This is a genomic window from Sphingobacteruim zhuxiongii (assembly GCF_009557615.1).
Classification (GTDB): Bacteria; Bacteroidota; Bacteroidia; order Sphingobacteriales; family Sphingobacteriaceae; genus Sphingobacterium; species Sphingobacterium zhuxiongii.
This window is the reverse complement of the sequence record NZ_CP045652.1, coordinates 1,966,099-1,983,839: the sequence shown is the minus strand read 5'-3', so window position 1 is coordinate 1,983,839 and position 17,741 is coordinate 1,966,099. Positions and strand designations below refer to the sequence as shown.

The following is a 17,741-nucleotide window of genomic DNA, read 5'->3' as shown; positions in this document are numbered from 1 at the left end:
ACTTAAAAGGCCTGAGCTTGGGTTTTAATGTAAATGAAATAGGAAAGAAATTTTCGTTGGTTGGGAGATAGCTACCCTGTCTTGCTATTTTCCTCAGCGCCTTCTTTTTGGCCGATTATTGTTAAATTAGTATAAGCCAACGATAAACGCGATGAAAACAATCACCAGAATATGGCATGGCATTACGCGGAAAGAAGACGCTGATGTCTATCTGAACTACCTGACTAGCACGGGCATGAAAGACTACCGCAGCACCAAAGGAAATCTATCTGCAAAAGTACTGCGTCGCATAGATCACGATATCTGTCATTTTATGACCGTCACAGAATGGGAATCAACGACCAGCATTCAACAGTTCGCTGGGGAGCATTTTCAGAAAGCGCGCTACTATCCCGAAGATAAAAAATACCTTTTGGAGTTTGAAGAATTCGTTACCCATTTTGAGACCTACGATTTCGAATAAATGGCCGATTTACTCGTGGGAATGCTAAAGGAGAAGGTACTACCAACACCCAGGCTACTATCTACAGCAATGCTTCCTCCTTGGTTTTCGATAAAATCTTTCGCAATGGAGAGTCCCAGACCCGTTCCTGAACGCATAGAACCCGGTATCTGGAAATAGCGATCAAATATGCGATCCTTATATGAACTATCGATTCCCTTCCCATGATCTTGAACAGAAAAGATAAGCTTCGAATCTTTCTTGATTAACGAAACGATGATCTGACTCCGTTCTGGAGAATAACGAATCGCGTTGGTGATAAAATTTGTAAGTACCCAGGCGGTCTTTTCTTCATCAATAAATACTTCAGGTAGGTCTTCATTCAATTGCGTGATCAACTCGATTTGCTTTTGCTCAGCTTGCAAATGTGTTGCTTGCAAGGCGTAAGTAATGACAGGCATGGGATTACACCATTGTGCAAACAATTTAATATTTCCCGTTTCGAGTTGCGACATATTCAGCAATTCCGAGGTAATACGTAGCAATCGTTCACTATCGTCACGGATACCCTCCATTAATTTCTTCTGATTTTCGGTCAGCGCTCCTGTTTTAGGATGATTCATCAGCTCTAAACCCATTTGTATTGAGGCAATGGGCGTCTTTAATTCATGTGATACTGTGGCAATAAAATTAGTCTTCGCCACATCCAGCTCCTTAAAGCTCGTTACATTCTTTAGGATAATGACTTCCCCAACATGTTGCAAGGTCTGTTCTCCTGTCGGCACAATAGCAATCGGGTAAACTTGTTTCTCGAAAAAGCTCTCCTTGTCCTCCGTATAAATACTAATGGTTTGATCTAGGCTTTCGACTTCGCTGTTGACGCTTTCTTTATCTGGTATTTCTATTATCTTTTGAACCAATTCATTACCTGTCGCCAGCTCTTTCAAGCCTTTGCTTTCGATATCATTGCGTGATAAACCCGTCAACAATAACGCTTCATCATTGATAAAAAGAATCTCCTGCTTATCGTTTAAGCCGATGACAGGATCGTGAATACTGTTCACCAGCGCTTCCACACGCTTTTTCTCCTGTAAGATCGTATCTAATTTGCTGTTCGCATATTCCTGAAGACGTTCGGCCATGCTGTTAAATGAACTGGCAAGATCAACAAACTCCGAATCACCCTTAAAGTATAATCGTTGCGCATAGTTCTGATTGGCGATCTCCCGAATACTCAAGGTTAGTTTTTTAATCGGATCGGCAATATTGCTCGGTAAATTCATCCATAGTACAAAGGCTATTAAGAAACTTAACGCCCCTAATATAGAAATGAGTAGAAAAGCTTCTTTAGCGAGTAGACGCACGTGGTCGTTCTTTTGGACAATCGCCGCCATATTGACGTTCATAAGATTGACCAACTCCTTACGCAATGCCGCCGCGACGGGATAGTTATTGGGTTCCTCCTGCAACAAATTTAGCTTCTTCGTCAGGCGATCTGTAATTTCCCGCTCGGTAATTTCTGTCACATTCTTTTGCTGTCTGGATAGATTAATCTGTAGCGTTTTCAAGGCCTGCGAATCGCCAGCAGCCCATTGATCGGCCGCTTCCAACATATTTCGAGCGTATTCTACAGACAAATAATTCGCCGCAAGAATATTTTCGCCATCTTTCTTCAAGGCACTAACATACCAAGTACTTGAAAAGGCGAGCATAAGGATCATTAAGAATAATAACCCTATACCGATGTTTAATTTGGTTTTGATTTTCATGACAATATGATTAAATCAACCGCTATTGTTTCTAATTTCTTGAGTAACTTTCTAAATAGGCCTACGGTCCATAAAATTCGGAACAATGGCCAATGGGGACGTCCTATACACAAGGTCGTAATGCGCATCTGCAATACTTGCTCGACGATACACGTCGGGATATCCTTGCCCTGTATCTGTAAAACTTGTCCGCCCAATTCTGTTGCCAATTTAAAATTATTAATCAAATAACGTTGTTTGTCTAAAGCGATTTTATTTAGCGACTCCTTTGGCGTTTGCACATACAAGACAAACCAATCGGCATGATAATAACTAGCGAGTCGACAAGTTTTCCGAATAATGTTGCGAGCGACTTTTTCCTCCGAACTTATACAGACCATAAATCGTTCCGTACGACGCTTTTTATCTCCAATCGCCGTACGTTCATGTTTCTGCATGCTATGTCTTGCAATTTCCTTCACGGCGAGTTCCCGTAGCAATTCCAAATGCTCTTCCTGAAAGAAATGACGCAAAGCAGTTTGTATTTTATCCGAGGTATAGATCTTTCCTTCTTTTAAGCGTGTGATAAGGTCATCCACACTTATATCGATCAATACAAGTTCATCAGCCATATCTAAAACTTTATCGGGAACCCGTTCTTTGACCTCCATCTTAAAATAAGCATTGAGTTCGACCTGTAAGCTATCTACATGCTGAATATTAAGCGCCGCGATGACGTTGATTCCTGCCTCCAACAATTCGACAACATCCTGCCATCGCTTTGAATTTTTACTCCCTGGAATATTACTATGTGCTAGTTCGTCGACGATAACCACTTCGGGTCTCAGCTTCAAAATAAGGTCCACATCCATTTCTTCCAATTGGTTTCCCTTATAATATAGTTTTCGTCGAGGCAAGATGGGAAGACCGGCAGTCAATGCTTCCGTCTCCGCGCGTCCATGTGTTTCAACAAATCCTATTTTTACAGATATACCATTCTTCAATAGCTTATGTGCCTCTTCCAGCATACGGTAGGTTTTACCTACACCCGCACTCATTCCTAAGTAGATCTTAAACTTACCTTTTCGGGATTGCTTTAAAAGATCTAAAAAATACTCGGCCGATTTACGTTGCTCCTCCATGTGTAGCCTCCAACCTTAGAATCGCCAGGTAATTGCGGTGTTATATGTGTTATTACGCCGCTCAGAAAGCGTATCTCGATTATAAAATGTGTCGGTGTTCGCCTGTAAGTAACGATATTCCACTCTCCATATTAAATTATCGACTAGGCGCAGGTCAAAACCTGCCGATGCTCCATAAAGGCTATTCAAAGCGGTAGACGTAGCAGCCAATATAATGCCCTGCTCATCCTTAAAATACTCCATGCGCCCGTTGAGATGTAATCTGTTATTGATTTGATATTTTGCTTGTAAGCCTGCGGTCCAGTATTTTGCATTCTTCAAACCTTGAGAACGCTGTTGTATCGCAAAATCAAAGAGACCTAATAGGCGTAGTCGTTCGTTGAAATCGACTTGAATATAGAAATCATGAAACATACGCAGGCTGTCTGCTCCCTCTTTTCCAATATAGGAGCTGCTATTTATCAACAGCGATTCAGTGGGTTTATATTGAATTTGATGGCCAAAGGATAAACCAGTACTATGTTCTGGTAACTGTATCCGCTGCCAGCCATTCAGCGCCAAGACTGCTATACTCCAAGTAGAATCGCTATTTTGAAACGACAGTTTAACTCCGGTTTCAAAATACGGCGAATTGTCGGCAGCCAAACTCCGTGTGAGATTGATATTATCCATTCCTATAGCAGACTCTGGACCAATATGGGAAGGCATGATTCCAGCGTCGATCCACAGATCGCCGTCTTTGCTGATTTTATATCCTACATTTGCCTCATATATAGCTTTATAGATTCCCTCTTCGGCTGCATAATTCGCATTCATGTAGGATCCTGCTGCCAACGCTAGATTACTACGAACCCGCTCAGTCTGATAAGCGAGTTTGACCATCGCCAAATTGACGGAGATCTCATTATTACGATGATGACTGTAGGTAAATGCCGCTTTCTGATGTTGACTTGGCTTTTTCGGGTCGAAGCTATAATAGCTTTCAATGTACGCCGAGATTCGAAGCTTCGCCTTTGTTGTATCTTGATCTTCCTGACCATAAGATGTGAAAGCTGAAAACAAAAATAATCCCGATAACCAATTTTTAATCTGCATGATTACCTCCTGTCTGTTTACTGATCTTGTCTAGTGCAATATTTAGCGACAAGAGGTGAATTTTTGCTGGACCAAACAAGTTCCAAAGCGGCTTCTCTATGTGCTGATTGATTAAATCGACGACAGCAGCTTCCGATATGCCCCTCGCCCTTGCGACTCGTGCAACTTGTACATTTGCTGATGCTACGCTGATATGTGGATCGAGTCCACTACCACTCGCTGTCAACAGTTCTGCAGGAACCTGACTACGTTTTATACCGGGATTTTGCTCCATAAACCTGTCTATTCGTTGTTCCACTTCCTTCAAATAATCTTCATTAGAAGGCCCTTTATTACTTGCACCGGAACCGGAAGCATTATAGTTAACCGCGGAAGGTCGAGATTGGAAATACTTGGTATCGGTAAAGGACTGCCCGATATGATAATAGTAACTGCGGCCATCGGCTTCTATTCGTTCTCCGCGACCTTGGCTTGGCGCCGCTTGCGCAATGGCCCAAATCGCTAAAGGATAGAGAACGCCAAATAACACTAAACTGACCAGCGTAAGTCGGATGGCTATCCAAATTGAGTTTTTCATAATGTTCTGATTTAAAAGATAAAGGACAATAGCATATCAATTAATTTAATACCGATAAATGGGGCTATAAGTCCTCCGAACCCATAGATGACTATATTCCTTCGAAGTAATGCGGAAGCTCCAATTGGCTTGTAGGGTACACCTTTTAGGGCCAACGGTATTAACAAAGGGATCAAGATTGCATTGAATATGATAGCGGAAAGAATGGCTGATTCCGGGCTCTTTAACTGCATAATATTTAACGGAGCCAATGCAGGAATCGCGATCACAAAGAGTGCAGGGATAATTGCAAAATATTTGGCGACATCATTCGCTATGCTGAAGGTTGTTAAAGTTCCCCGAGTCATTAAGAGTTGCTTTCCAATCTCCACAATCTCAATAAGTTTTGTCGGATCATTATCTAAGTCAACCATATTCCCAGCTTCCTTAGCGGCCTGCGTTCCACTATTCATCGCTACGCCAACATCTGCCTGGGCTAGCGCTGGCGCATCATTCGTTCCATCACCCATCATGGCCACCAATTTCCCATCTTGTTGTTCCTTACGGATATAATTCATCTTATCCTCGGGCTTTGCCTCCGCAATAAAATCGTCTACTCCCGCAGTTTTGGCGATAAAAGATGCTGTCAGGGGATTATCTCCGGTAACCATCACTGTTTTTATACCCATCTTCCGGAGTCTTGCAAAACGTTCTTGAATACCTGGTTTAATAATATCTTGCAATTCAACAACGCCCAGTACCTGCTCGTTCTCTATAACAACCAATGGCGTTCCTCCATTTGCCGATATCGCTTGAACAGCCGAAGCTGTCTCTTGTGGAAAATGATTTCCTGCATCTTCCACAATTTTCTTAATGGCATCCGTTGCACCTTTTCGAATTCGCGTAGAACCGATGTTAAGTCCTGAACATCGCGTTTCTGCCGTGAATTTGATAAATAATTCTTCCTGCGATGATGAACTTGAAAGATCTAATCCCGACAGTTCGACAATGGATTTACCCTCGGGGGTTTCATCAAATTTAGAGCTCAACGCAGCCGCCTTAATCAGGCGTTCTTTAGCAATGCCAGGAGCTTCTTGAAAACGTGTTGCTTTTCTATTACCAATCGTAATTGTCCCGGTCTTATCCAATAAAAGAACATCAATATCACCGGCAGTCTCCACGGCTTTTCCAGATTTCGTTAATACGTTTGCTCTTAATGCGCGATCCATCCCGGCAATCCCAATTGCAGAAAGCAATCCCCCAATTGTTGTTGGAACCAAGCAGACAAAAAGTGAAATAAAAGCAGCAATGCTGATTCCTACATTGGCAAATTGTGCAAACGGGCTGAGCGTGACGACTACTAGGATAAAGACTAGAGTAAAGCCTGCTAACAGAATGGTGAGCGCTATTTCATTGGGTGTTTTTTGCCGCTTCGCTCCTTCCACTAGCGCAATCATCTTATCTAAGAAGCTTTCTCCAGCAGCAGCTGTCACGGTAACGACTATTTCATCCGATAGGACTTTCGTACCGCCGGTTACCGAACTACGATCACCGCCAGCCTCCCGTATAACAGGGGCTGACTCCCCAGTGATCGCACTTTCATCGATAGTCGCTAATCCTTTAATAATTTCTCCGTCCGTGGGAATAATATCGCCTGCTATGCAGATAAATGTATCTCCTTTCTGGAGTTCCGACGAGTTTATCGTTTTTCCGTTGCTCAGTTTTGCGGGCGTTTCTTCTCGTGTTTTCCGAAGGCTATCGGCTTGAGCCTTACCCCTCGCTTCTGCAAGGGATTCAGCGAAGTTTGCAAATAAAAGGGTGATTAAAAGGATCAAGAATACACTGAAATTATAAGCGAAACTTCCTTGCTCCTGGTTCCCTAGAATAATCCCTACGCAAACGACTGCCATCACCAGGGTTGCGATTTCTACTGTAAACATAACAGGGTTACGGACCATTATTCGCGGATCAAGTTTTACAAATGCTTGACCTAGAGATTCTTTTATTAATCGAGGATCAAAAAATGAATTTTGAGCTTTCATGTGTTCTGAATTATTTAAGTGAAAAATACTCGGCAATGGGGCCTAGTGTAAGTGCTGGGAAGAAAGATAATGCGGCAACAATAAGAATCACGGCAAGAATCATGAAACCGAAAGTAAAGGTGTCGGTTTTTAGGGTTCCCGCGCTTTCTGGTATATATCGCTTTTCGGCCAACAAACCCGCGATAGCAACAGGCCCTATAATTGGAATAAAACGTCCAAATAAAAGCACAATACCCGTACTGATATTCCACCATAGGTTATTGTCGGCTAGACCTTCGAAACCGCTACCATTGTTGGCTGCAGCCGAAGTGTATTCATATAATATTTCCGAAAATCCATGGAAACCTGGGTTGTTGGTCGTTGCTGCACCTAGTGACGGATAGTAGCTTGCCATAGCCGTGCTAACAAGAATTAGAAAGGGATGTAGTAATGCGATCATCATCGCGATTTTCATTTCTTTAGCATCAACCTTCTTCCCCATAAACTCAGGTGTGCGCCCTACCATTAGTCCACTAATAAATACGGCGAGGATGATAAAAACGAAAAAGTTTAGGATTCCGACTCCACAGCCTCCATAGAATGCATTGATCATCATGCCGAGCAATTGATTCATTCCCGACAAGGCCATACTGCTATCGTGCATAGAGTTGATGGAGCCTGTGGAAATAACGGTCGTAACGATAGACCAGAAACCTGCGGCAGCGGCACCAATTCGAATATCCTTCCCTTCCATGGCGCCGCTTTCCTGATTAATTCCCATAGCTGCAATCGCCGGGTTACCTGCCCTTTCCATCTGCACTGTTGGAATGGCTAAACAAAGAAAGCCAAGGGTCATCACAGCGAAAATAACCCACGCGAATTTCTTCTTCTGAATATAATAGCCGAAAGCGAAGATCATTGCAATAGGAATGATAAACTGCGCTATCATCTCGGTCATATTGGTCAAGAAGGATGGGTTTTCAAAGGGATGGTTTGAATTTGCACCAAAGAAGCCTCCACCATTGGTACCGAGGTGCTTGATGCTAACGAAAGCAGCCACAGGTCCAGTGGAAACATCAACTGTATCCCCTTCTAGACTAATCATCTGTTGTTTGCCCTGATAAGTCATCGGCGTTCCTTGAAAAACAAGTAAGCTGGCTATGAGGATGGCAATAGGTAGTAAAATTCGAGTACAGGATTTGACAAAAAGTTGGTAAAAGTTCCCTAGACTTTGAGTCTGCTTTTCGCGGAACGCACGAAACAGCATTGCTGCTGCCGCCATGCCAACTCCTGCACTCACAAATTGTAAGAACATCAGCATCCCTTGCGATAGATAGCTTAATCCGGATTCCCCGGAGTAATGTTGTAGATTACAATTTACGACAAAGGAAATCGCCGTATTAAACGCTAAATCAGGTGACATACCGGGGTTATGATCCGGATTTAAAGGAAGTATATGTTGAATCATGAGAACCAGCATACTTAGGAAAAGCCAAACCAAGTTGACCGTCAACAGTGCAGACAGGTTTTCTTTCCAGCTCATCGCCTGTGTGGGATTGATACCAGATACTTTGTAAATAAAACGGTCTATAGGCCCGCATATTCGATCGAGTACAGTTCGTTCGCCGAGATAAACCTTGGCAATATATCGTCCAATTGGGAGCCCTAAAAGCACCGTAAAAAGGAACATGAAAATGATTGAAATAATTTCTGTGTTCATCATTTTTTTAAAATTTCTCTGGATAAATCAATACATACACGATGTAGAAAAAAACCAGAATGGATAGAATTAATAAGCTGAACATATTAGTTTTCTAGAATAGTTTTCATATAGACGGGTCTCAGCTCTTTGGGTAAAAAGTCGATATGCTGGCGCAGGCTGGCTGGCGACTCAGCGTGGGATATGCGCTCAAGAAACTCGTTCTCAATCGCATTTCTTTCATGCAAGGACCCATTGTAGTATAATATGCTAATGATATGGATTGCTTCTTTGGCTTTCAAGTGATCCTCCTGCTGTCCGCCAAAACATGCAATGCAATAATCCGCTACGCATTGTAGCAGCATGTATTCTGTTGCATCCGTTTCCGACGGCACACAGTGCGGGAACCATTCCTTAATGCTGGTTACGATTTTGTTTTTCATGGATTTATATTTTATCGAAAAAATTGATCGATTTATAAAAGAGTAGAAAGCATAGTATGCCAACGAGAATTAGGACGAATGTTAACATATCGATGTAATTAAGGATGAGATACTATGGAATTCACGCACTGGAATTTGGAGTTTGTTTTTTCTGTTCATCTTTTTAGCTTTTCTGGGGATAGGCCAAAAGAAATACCAGCCTAACGATTTGAGCTACAAACAACTACGAAACAAATACTTACGTATTCTCCTGGAAATTTAAGCATAAAAAAAGCCTATCATTTTGATAGGCTCTTTCTCAATATGAGAAGGTCTTATATATCGTATTCTTCGATTTTTCTATAGAGTGTCGCTATTCCAATCCCTAACAGACGTGCGGCCTCCGCTTTATTTCCTTGGGTATGCGCTAGGACGCGACTGATATGTGACTTTTCTACGTCTTGGAGCGCAAAGGATGCGACTTTCTGTATATGAGGTTTCTCTACTTGGATATCGTATGGTAGGCTTTCCACGGTCAGGTGATCCCCTTCCATCAAGATGAGACTGCGCTCCACAACGTTCTTCAGTTCTCTAACATTCCCCTTCCAATGATGGTTCTGCATACAAACGATATATGGGTCGTCAATGCTTGGCACTCTTCGATTCATCTTGCCAGCAAAGAGCGCAACAAAATATTCAACAAGCGCAGGAATATCGGCGACGCGATGATTTAATGACGGTAACGTAATATTAAAGACGGAAAGACGGTAAAAAAGATCGGCTCTAAAATGCCCCGCTTCAACTTCCTGTTCTAGGTCTCTGTTCGTTGCTGCAATAACACGAACATCGACTTTCCTAATCTTACTCTCTCCAACTTTGATATACTCACCGGATTCCAGTACACGCAAGAATTTCGCTTGCAATTCTAGCGGCATCTCACCAATCTCGTCGAGAAAGATCGTCCCCATATGGGCTTCTTCAAATAATCCAGACTTATCCTTCATCGCGCCGGTAAATGCCCCTGCGATATGACCAAATAGCTCGCTCTCCAGCAGTTCTTTTCCAAATGCGGAGCAGTTGATTGCCAAGAAAGACTTCTTCGCTCTACGGCTCGCAAAATGTATTGACTGAGCAAATACTTCTTTACCTGTTCCAGTATCTCCTAATAATAAAACAGTACTATCCGTTGGGGCTACTTTCTCCGCTAAGATTATCGCATTTCTAAGCGCTTTAGAATGCCCAATAATCTGATCAAAACTATACTTTTTACCTACCTGTGCTTCTAGCTTGGCAATGCGCTTCGCCATGTTCACCTTCTCAAAGGCTTTATGGAGTAATGGAATTATTTTATTATTATCATCCCCCTTAGTCATATAATCGAACGCGCCGTTCTTAATGGCTTGCACACCATCGGCAATTTGTCCATAAGCCGTCATCAAGATTACTTCCAATAAAGGTTGTTGCTTTTTTATTTCTAATACGAAGTCTACACCATTGCCGTCGGGCAGCTTAACATCAGATATGACGAGATCAAACTCAAATTGCTTTAATTGCTGCATCCCTGCTTTTAATGTACCAGCTTGATGAATATCCAAGTCTTCCCACTCCAATTCGATAATGCGAGCAAGTAATTGACGAAGTTTATCTTCATCATCGATAATTAACATCCGGTTTTGCATAATATATCTCTGCTTTTCGAAGCTAAATTAGAAAATTACTAAAGATTAAAATGTTTTACCGCTACAAAAACGTAAAAATCCAATGCATTCCAGATTCTTTTCAGATTCTTTATACATAATTGTATTTTTATTCCAAATGAAGATACTGATCATAGAAGACGAATTAGCTTTATCGAAGACCATCGAAGAATTTTTGAGAACGGAGAACTACTTAGTGGAAACTGCGCAGGACTATAATTCGGGTCTTGAAAAAGCCTTAACCTACGACTATGATTGTATTCTCTTAGACATCATGCTGCCAGGAGGTTCTGGACTTGACATCTTGAAGGAGTTAAAAAATCAGCATAAAAAACAACCCGTCATTATTCTTTCCGCCAAGGATTCTGTGGAGGATAAGGTTTTAGGCTTAGAAATTGGCGCTGACGATTATTTGGCTAAACCATTTCATTTAGCTGAATTGCTGGCACGTGTTAAATCCATTATTCGTAGAAATGCGCGCGACGGGGAACAACTATTACAGTATAAGAATGTGACGGTCGACCCGGATAACCGTTTAGTGCTTGTCGACGGTAAGGAAATGACTTTAAATCGCAAAGAATATGATCTGTTCTATTATTTTATCTTGCGTCCCAACAAATTGATGGAAAAGACAAGTTTAATCGAGTCTGTTTGGGGTGATCATACCGATCAAGCCGATAATCTTGACTTCATCTATTCTCAAATAAAAAATATACGTAAAAAATTAAAAGAAGCGCAAGCTGATATGGACTTACAAGCAGTCTACGGCGTGGGTTATAAACTTGTTTAGATGTCGGTATCCATTAAATATTATACAAATCGATTCTTAGTCATTACCATTCTGATCATCATTGCAGTTTGGGCATTGATTTTCTATGCTTTCTTAATGGACGAGGTTTATGATAACGTCGACGATGGGCTAAAAAATCAAAAGATTGAGATTATCCGAGAAGCATATAATAACCCGACCATTTTAGAAAATAATAAGACTTGGGGCATCAATCAGTTCCGTATTCTTCCGACGAAAGACAGTGAAGATCTCGATAAAAACCATTTTTCGAGAGAATTTATGTATATGCCCTATGATGATGAAGATGAACCTTATCGTGTACTGAAAACTGGTTTCTATAGTACAAATGGGCAAGCCTATAGTTTAGAGATACGGACGTCGACCGTCGAGGAAGATGATTATTCGATAAATCTTGCCATCGCATTGACTGTCCTTTACTTGGTGATTGTCTTAAGTATCCTCGTGGTAAATTATTATGTAATGAGTCGCGCTTGGAAGCCTTTTCAAGAAATCTTAAACAATTTAAGTCGATATCGATTTGGTCATTCCAAGAGCTTTGAACCTACCCCCACGAAGGTGAAAGAGTTTGAAGAATTAAATGGTCAAATTGTCACCATGATTAGTCGTAATGAGGCGGTATTCGAAGGGCAAAAACGCTTCCTAGAGAATGCTTCCCATGAACTGCAAACTCCTTTAGCTGTTACGATCGCAAAACTCGAATTACTCTTACAAGAGGGAAATTTAGACGAGAGTCAGCTTATGCAAATTGTAGAAGCAAAGCAATCCTTGCATCGCATGGTTGCCTTAAATAAATCTCTTTTAATGTTATCGAGGATAGACAACAATCAGTATACAGAACTAAAAACCGTAAATTTCAATGAGACTGCGAAGAACTTGTTACAGGATTTAGAAGATGTCATTAGCTATAAGGAAATCCAGGTAACACTCATCGAGAATGGACAATTTGTTGTTGATTTCAATCCGGATCTCGCGCTGATATTGCTTTCAAATTTACTGCGCAATGCCATTAAGTATAATACTAGCAAGGGCCAGTTAATTATAAAAATAAGTGAGGAAATTCTTGATATCGCCAATACGAGTACCTCTGGAGCTTTAAATCCAGCTTATATCTTCGAACGCTTCCACAAAGGAAATCAGGATAATAATTCTAATGGATTAGGGCTTTCTATCGTGCATTCTATTCTTGAACAGCATAATCAGCTTCGTTTAGTGTACTTTTATGAATCTGACTTACAGCACTTTGAAATAAAAAAGAGTTCTATCACTAAATAAGTTCTAGATTCCCAATTCTTTCCAGTATTGCTATCGAATATTGTATTATTAATTCGATAGAGCAATGAAAAATTTATTAAAAGCAGCACTAATTACGATGATCGCGGGATCGTCCTTCCAAGCAATTGCACAAGAGAAAGTAATTCAACTAAATGCATTGCCAAAAACAGCACAGGCATTTATGTCTTCACATTATAATCATGAAAAAGTTTCTTTGGTGAAGTCGGAAAAAGATCTTCTTTCGCCGATTGAATACAAGGTTGTGTTAACAAATGGCACAAAAGTAGAATTTGATAAAAACGGTAATTGGACTGAAGTAGACGGGAAGAAAAAAGCCGTCCCACAAGATATTGTTCCAGCCTCCATCAAAGAATACGTCAGAAAGAGTTTCCCTAACAATGAAATTGTTCAGATTTCAAAAAGCAGTAGAGAAATTGAAGTGGAGTTAACAAGCGGTATCGACCTGAAATTCAACAGTAAAGGTGAGTTTATCAGAATTGACGATTAATCAGAATTTTAAAAAAATTACTCAATATATAAGCATATGAAAAAGTTATTATTAAGCCTTAGTCTTTTTTTATCAATCGCGTTTTTAACGATGTCATGCGACAAAGAAACAGTCGTTACGGAAGGTGATTTACCGAGCAGCGCTTCTCAGTTCATCAATAGCAGTTTTAATGGGGTTAAGATCCTATCTGTTGTTGAAGAGAAAGAAGGTCTATCGGGTAAAGAATTTGAAGTATTATTAGACAACGGTATTGAAATTAAATTTGATAAAAATGGTCAATGGTTGGATATCGATGCAGTAAACGATGCTTCTATCCTACCTGACAACTTAATCCCTGCGGCTATCTTAGCTTATGTGAAAGAAAATTATCCGAATAGCGGCGTAAACAGTATCGAGAAAGAAAACTATGGTTTTGATATCGAATTGACGAACGGCTTGGATCTTGTATTTGACAAAGAAGGTAAGTTTGTAAGAATCGATCCATAGGTATAAGGAAAGTATTAAGGATAAAAAAAGTCATTTGAATTGTATTCAAATGACTTTTTTTATGCGTAGCGTTTAGATACTTCTTTCTTAATTTGAAAGATAACTTGCTTTAATAGTGATGTTTGCTGTCTTATTTCTAGAGGTTGTATTGAACGCTCCTCCATATGAAAACTCTTCATTATCATTCTGTCCAGTGATTTGGAAAATTCCCAAATCTGCTTTCACTAAAGAGCCTAATGAAGACCCGGCTTCTTTAGCAATGTTTTCCGCCCGTACACGAGCATTTGCAGATGCTTGGGAGATCAACTTCAGCTTTAAATCTTCAAGGCCTGAGAAGTAATAACTCGGCGTGTTAGAGCTTAACTCTATCCCTTGAGATATAAGCGTCGAAATCTCTCGAGAGGCATTATCAACTTTATTCAAATCTTTCGATTCAATACTTACGTTCTGAGATAGATTATAGCCAGTAAATGTATTTGAGGAGTGTCCACTTGCATCGGTGTAATAATTGAACTCTCTATTAATGCTCACCGCATTGAAAAGAATCTCTTTTTCATTGATTCCTTTTTGTAATAGAAAATTGCGAACTAAATCGCGATCACGCTTCAACTGCTCCGATGCCTCACTTAAATCCATCGACTTACGACTATACGATGCCGACCATTTCACGATATCAGACGCAAAGTCCGTCTTCGCTCCACCTGTCACATTAATAGTATTTGAATTTTTGTATTTGTATTTATAGGCATTTCCTAGGATTACGGCAAAAGCAATAAAGGCTATTGCGGCAATCGTACTGATAATAATTCCTGCATTTTTCATGTGCTAAATCCGTTTTATATTAAAAATGTTATACAGTGTTATTCTCTAAGTTAGCAATTTTTGATTAATATTGGGGCTACCTATATCTAACACATTTATGAAACAAAAGTACAGCCTTTTATTGCTGAGTCTATCACTGGTTTCAGGTATTTATGCACAAAAAAAACCTGTAGACCATTCTGTCTACGACAATTGGAAAACAATTAGTCGCGCAGAAATCAGTAAATCCGGAAATATTGTCCACTATACGATCAGTCCACAGGAGGGCGATGGCCTGACGGAAGTAAAGAACAATAAGAATCAATTGCTTCTAAGCATACCTCGAGGTACCGATCTCAGGCTTACAGAAAATGAACAATTCCTGATCAGTACAATTAAGCCTTTCTTCAAGGAAACGAGACAAGCAAGAATTAAAAAGAAAAAGGGCGATGATCTCCCTAAGGATACACTATTGGTATATAATCTGGCAAAGAATACCGCTAGCCGCTATCCGAATTTCAAAAGCTATCATATCAACAGAACTGGCAATAATTACATCGCAATTGCAAGCGAAGTTGTCATCCCTGCGAAGGCTGCGGAAAAGGATACGACGACAAACAAAGCTGCAGCAGCTAAGAAAGAGAAACCGACGCCTGTCGTTCATCTATTGCACCTGCCTACTGGCGATACAATAAACTTCTTTAAAGCAGAGAACTTTCAAATCACGAATAATGAGCGTTATTTCCTTTTCACTAAAAAGGGAGTGGACAAAGACACGCTAAATGAAGCGGGTTTATATTTATACGAGATAGGGACTAAAAAGCTGAAGAAAATCAGTAACGGCAAGGGTAATTACAAGAACTTTACTTTCGATGATGAAAACAATCAACTGACTTTCTTAGCTGATAAATCACCCGACAAAGCACAGCTTAAAAATTTCAAACTCTATTATTACACAACAAAGCAAGATACGGCAACAATCTTAGCGGATCAAAAGTCAAATGGTATTCCTAATAATTGGTATATCTCTGGAGATGGTTCACTAAGCTTTAGCAAATCGGGGAATAGACTATTCTTTGGGCTGGCACCCATACCGCGTGTTAAAGATACCACCCTCGTAGATTTTGAATCCGCAAGAGTAGATATTTGGCATTGGCAGGATGATTATATTCAGCCCGCACAATTACTAAATGCACGTAGAGATCAATCCCGCAATTTCACTGCGATGATTCTTCCTAAGCAATCCGGAAAAGTGATACCATTGTCTGATGAGACGTTTAACCGCATTGGGATGACCGAGGATGCAGATAATGAATGGGCTATAGCAACGAGTGATTTGGGTTACCGAATTGCTTCTCAATGGGACGGCGATACTAAGTCAGATGTTTATGTCATTTCCCTATTGAACGGAAAAAACAAACTTGTCGCTAAGAACTTTAATGGCTCTGCTTATCTTTCGCCAAAAGGTGACTATGTTGTCTATTTCAACAAAGAGAACGCAAATTGGTATAGTTACCATATCGAATCAGAAGCCGTTAAACAATTGAATGAAGGCTTATCAGTAAGTTTTGTCAATGAGCAAAATGATGTACCTGCACTTCCAGGTGCTTACGGCATTGCGGGATGGTCCAAAGATGCAAAGCAAGTCTATATTAATGATCGCTATGATATTTGGAAATTAAGTCTTGATGGAAAGAACAAAGCCAACTATACCCATGGTCAGGGAAGAAAAGAATCGATTACCTATCGTTTTCAAAGACTAACCCGTGAAGAAAACCCGAGGATCCGTACGACATATATTGATGAAGCTGCTCCTATTTATATGAATGGATTCAATCAATTAAGTAAGTATGCTGGTCTATTTAAATTAGGGAAAAAGGATATCCAACAATTATGGAGCGGTCCTTACACTTATAAAATGCTTGCAGCGGATCAGAAGGTCAACAACATTATCTATACGAAAGAAAATGCTCTTCAATCTCCGGACGTTTATATATTAACAGGATTTAAAGATGAACAGCGCTATACGACTATTAATCCACAGCAAGCAGACTATAATTGGTTGACTGCGGAAGTTGTGAAATGGACAACGCCAAAAGGATATGAAGCGGAAGGGATTTTATATAAGCCTGAGGACTTCGATCCAAATAAAAAATATCCAATCATTGCATATTTCTATGAGAAGATGACTGACGGTTTATATACCTACCAAGCTCCTGCTCCAACGGCATCCAGATTGAATTTAACGTACTTTGTCAGCAATGGATATTTAGTGTTTACACCAGACATCCGCTATGAAACGGGCTACCCTGGTAAATCAGCTGAAGAATTTATCAATTCAGGAATGCACCATTTAGCGCGCAACAACAACTGGGTTGACTCTACAAAAATGGGAATTCAAGGACAAAGCTGGGGTGGATATCAAGTTGCACATTTAATTACACGCACAGATATGTATGCTGCGGCATGGTCTGGTGCACCTGTCGTTAATATGACTTCCGCTTATGGAGGAATCCGTTGGGGAACGGGAATTTCACGCCAATTTCAATATGAAAACACACAGAGCCGTATCGGTAAAACATTATGGGAAGCTCAAGATCTTTATATTGAGAACTCTCCCCTATTCTTCATGGATCGCGTCAATACGCCTGTTGCAATCATGCACAACGATAATGACGGCGCCGTGCCATGGTATCAGGGTATCGAATTCTTCAGTGCATTGAGACGCTTGAATAAGCCTGTTTGGATGTTAAACTATAACGGCGATGGACATAACTTAATGCAACGTCAGAATAGAAAAGACATACAAATCCGCGAAGCCCAGTTCTTTGATCACTTCCTAAAAGGAGCACCTGCTCCAAATTGGATTAAAAAAGGTGTCAAAGCAACTGAAAAAGGAATCGACTGGGGATTAGAAACCGAATAACTCCCATACAAATGGTTAAAAATGCAGGAAATCTAAAATATTTCCTGCATTTTTCGTTTTCAGCAGGTAACTTTTGTCATTTTTCAATTTTTTTTGAAAAAAAATGTTCGATTTC

Annotated in this window: 16 protein-coding genes; 6 read left to right on the top strand and 10 right to left on the bottom strand. The window is 40.5% G+C overall.

The genetic code is table 11. The annotated features are described in order from the left end of the window. Window positions 1-151 precede the first annotated feature (151 nt). Window positions 152-463, top strand: coding sequence for an antibiotic biosynthesis monooxygenase (locus tag GFH32_RS08515; RefSeq protein WP_153511138.1), 312 nt, complete (start codon window positions 152-154; stop codon window positions 461-463). Here GFH32_RS08515 and GFH32_RS08510 read toward each other — a convergent pair. From GFH32_RS08510 to GFH32_RS08470, 9 genes are all read right to left on the bottom strand, one after another. Then, on the bottom strand, window positions 448-2,211 hold the full coding sequence (locus tag GFH32_RS08510) for a HAMP domain-containing sensor histidine kinase (RefSeq protein ID WP_153511137.1): 1,764 nt from the start codon (window positions 2,209-2,211) through the stop codon (window positions 448-450). The genes GFH32_RS08515 and GFH32_RS08510 overlap by 16 nt on opposite strands. Next, a complete protein-coding gene (locus tag GFH32_RS08505) occupies window positions 2,208-3,332 on the bottom strand; it encodes a sensor protein KdpD (protein ID WP_153511135.1) in 1,125 nt (374 codons plus the stop codon). Before GFH32_RS08505 ends, GFH32_RS08510 begins: the two co-directional genes overlap by 4 nt. Before the next feature lie 15 nt (window positions 3,333-3,347). After that, on the bottom strand, window positions 3,348-4,427 hold the full coding sequence (locus GFH32_RS08500) for a porin (RefSeq protein WP_153511133.1): 1,080 nt from the start codon (window positions 4,425-4,427) through the stop codon (window positions 3,348-3,350). Continuing rightward, window positions 4,417-5,004: a potassium-transporting ATPase subunit KdpC gene (kdpC, locus tag GFH32_RS08495; protein WP_153511131.1), complete on the bottom strand. Its 588-nt coding sequence runs from the start codon at window positions 5,002-5,004 to the stop codon at window positions 4,417-4,419. Before kdpC ends, GFH32_RS08500 begins: the two co-directional genes overlap by 11 nt. A gap of 11 nt (window positions 5,005-5,015) precedes the next feature. Next, a complete protein-coding gene (kdpB, locus tag GFH32_RS08490) occupies window positions 5,016-7,025 on the bottom strand; it encodes a potassium-transporting ATPase subunit KdpB (RefSeq protein WP_153511128.1) in 2,010 nt (669 codons plus the stop codon). Window positions 7,026-7,035: 10 nt separating this feature from the next. Next, the gene (kdpA, locus tag GFH32_RS08485; protein ID WP_153513034.1) at window positions 7,036-8,724 is read right to left on the bottom strand and encodes a potassium-transporting ATPase subunit KdpA; all 1,689 of its coding nucleotides are present in this window, start codon (window positions 8,722-8,724) and stop codon (window positions 7,036-7,038) included. A gap of 7 nt (window positions 8,725-8,731) precedes the next feature. Further along, on the bottom strand, window positions 8,732-8,809 hold the full coding sequence (locus GFH32_RS18645; RefSeq protein ID WP_153513033.1) for a potassium-transporting ATPase subunit F: 78 nt from the start codon (window positions 8,807-8,809) through the stop codon (window positions 8,732-8,734). A 1-nt stretch (window position 8,810) separates the two neighbouring features. After that, window positions 8,811-9,146, bottom strand: coding sequence for a DUF7674 family protein (locus GFH32_RS08475; protein WP_153511126.1), 336 nt, complete (start codon window positions 9,144-9,146; stop codon window positions 8,811-8,813). A 314-nt stretch (window positions 9,147-9,460) separates the two neighbouring features. Continuing rightward, entirely contained in the window at window positions 9,461-10,804 is a 1,344-nt protein-coding gene (locus GFH32_RS08470) for a sigma-54-dependent transcriptional regulator (protein WP_153511124.1), read from the bottom strand. Between the two features lie 136 nt (window positions 10,805-10,940). Between GFH32_RS08470 and GFH32_RS08465 the strand changes: the two genes are divergently transcribed. The 4 genes from GFH32_RS08465 to GFH32_RS08450 all read left to right on the top strand — a co-directional run bounded on the left by GFH32_RS08465 (window position 10,941) and on the right by GFH32_RS08450 (window position 13,899). Beyond that, on the top strand, window positions 10,941-11,612 hold the full coding sequence (locus GFH32_RS08465) for a response regulator transcription factor (protein ID WP_153511121.1): 672 nt from the start codon (window positions 10,941-10,943) through the stop codon (window positions 11,610-11,612). Beyond that, window positions 11,613-12,905 (top strand): PorY family sensor histidine kinase, encoded by a 1,293-nt coding sequence (gene porY / locus GFH32_RS08460; RefSeq protein ID WP_153511119.1) that lies wholly within the window; start codon window positions 11,613-11,615, stop codon window positions 12,903-12,905. It abuts the gene before it with no gap. A 64-nt stretch (window positions 12,906-12,969) separates the two neighbouring features. After that, window positions 12,970-13,413 (top strand): PepSY-like domain-containing protein, encoded by a 444-nt coding sequence (locus tag GFH32_RS08455; RefSeq protein ID WP_153511116.1) that lies wholly within the window; start codon window positions 12,970-12,972, stop codon window positions 13,411-13,413. 36 nt (window positions 13,414-13,449) lie between these two features. Then, window positions 13,450-13,899 (top strand): PepSY-like domain-containing protein, encoded by a 450-nt coding sequence (locus GFH32_RS08450; protein ID WP_153511114.1) that lies wholly within the window; start codon window positions 13,450-13,452, stop codon window positions 13,897-13,899. Between the two features lie 87 nt (window positions 13,900-13,986). Here the strand turns inward: GFH32_RS08450 and GFH32_RS08445 are convergent, their stop codons facing one another. After that, entirely contained in the window at window positions 13,987-14,721 is a 735-nt protein-coding gene (locus GFH32_RS08445) for an SIMPL domain-containing protein (RefSeq protein WP_153511112.1), read from the bottom strand. 97 nt (window positions 14,722-14,818) lie between these two features. Between GFH32_RS08445 and GFH32_RS08440 the strand changes: the two genes are divergently transcribed. Then, window positions 14,819-17,626, top strand: coding sequence for a S9 family peptidase (locus GFH32_RS08440; RefSeq protein ID WP_153511110.1), 2,808 nt, complete (start codon window positions 14,819-14,821; stop codon window positions 17,624-17,626). Window positions 17,627-17,741 lie beyond the last annotated feature (115 nt).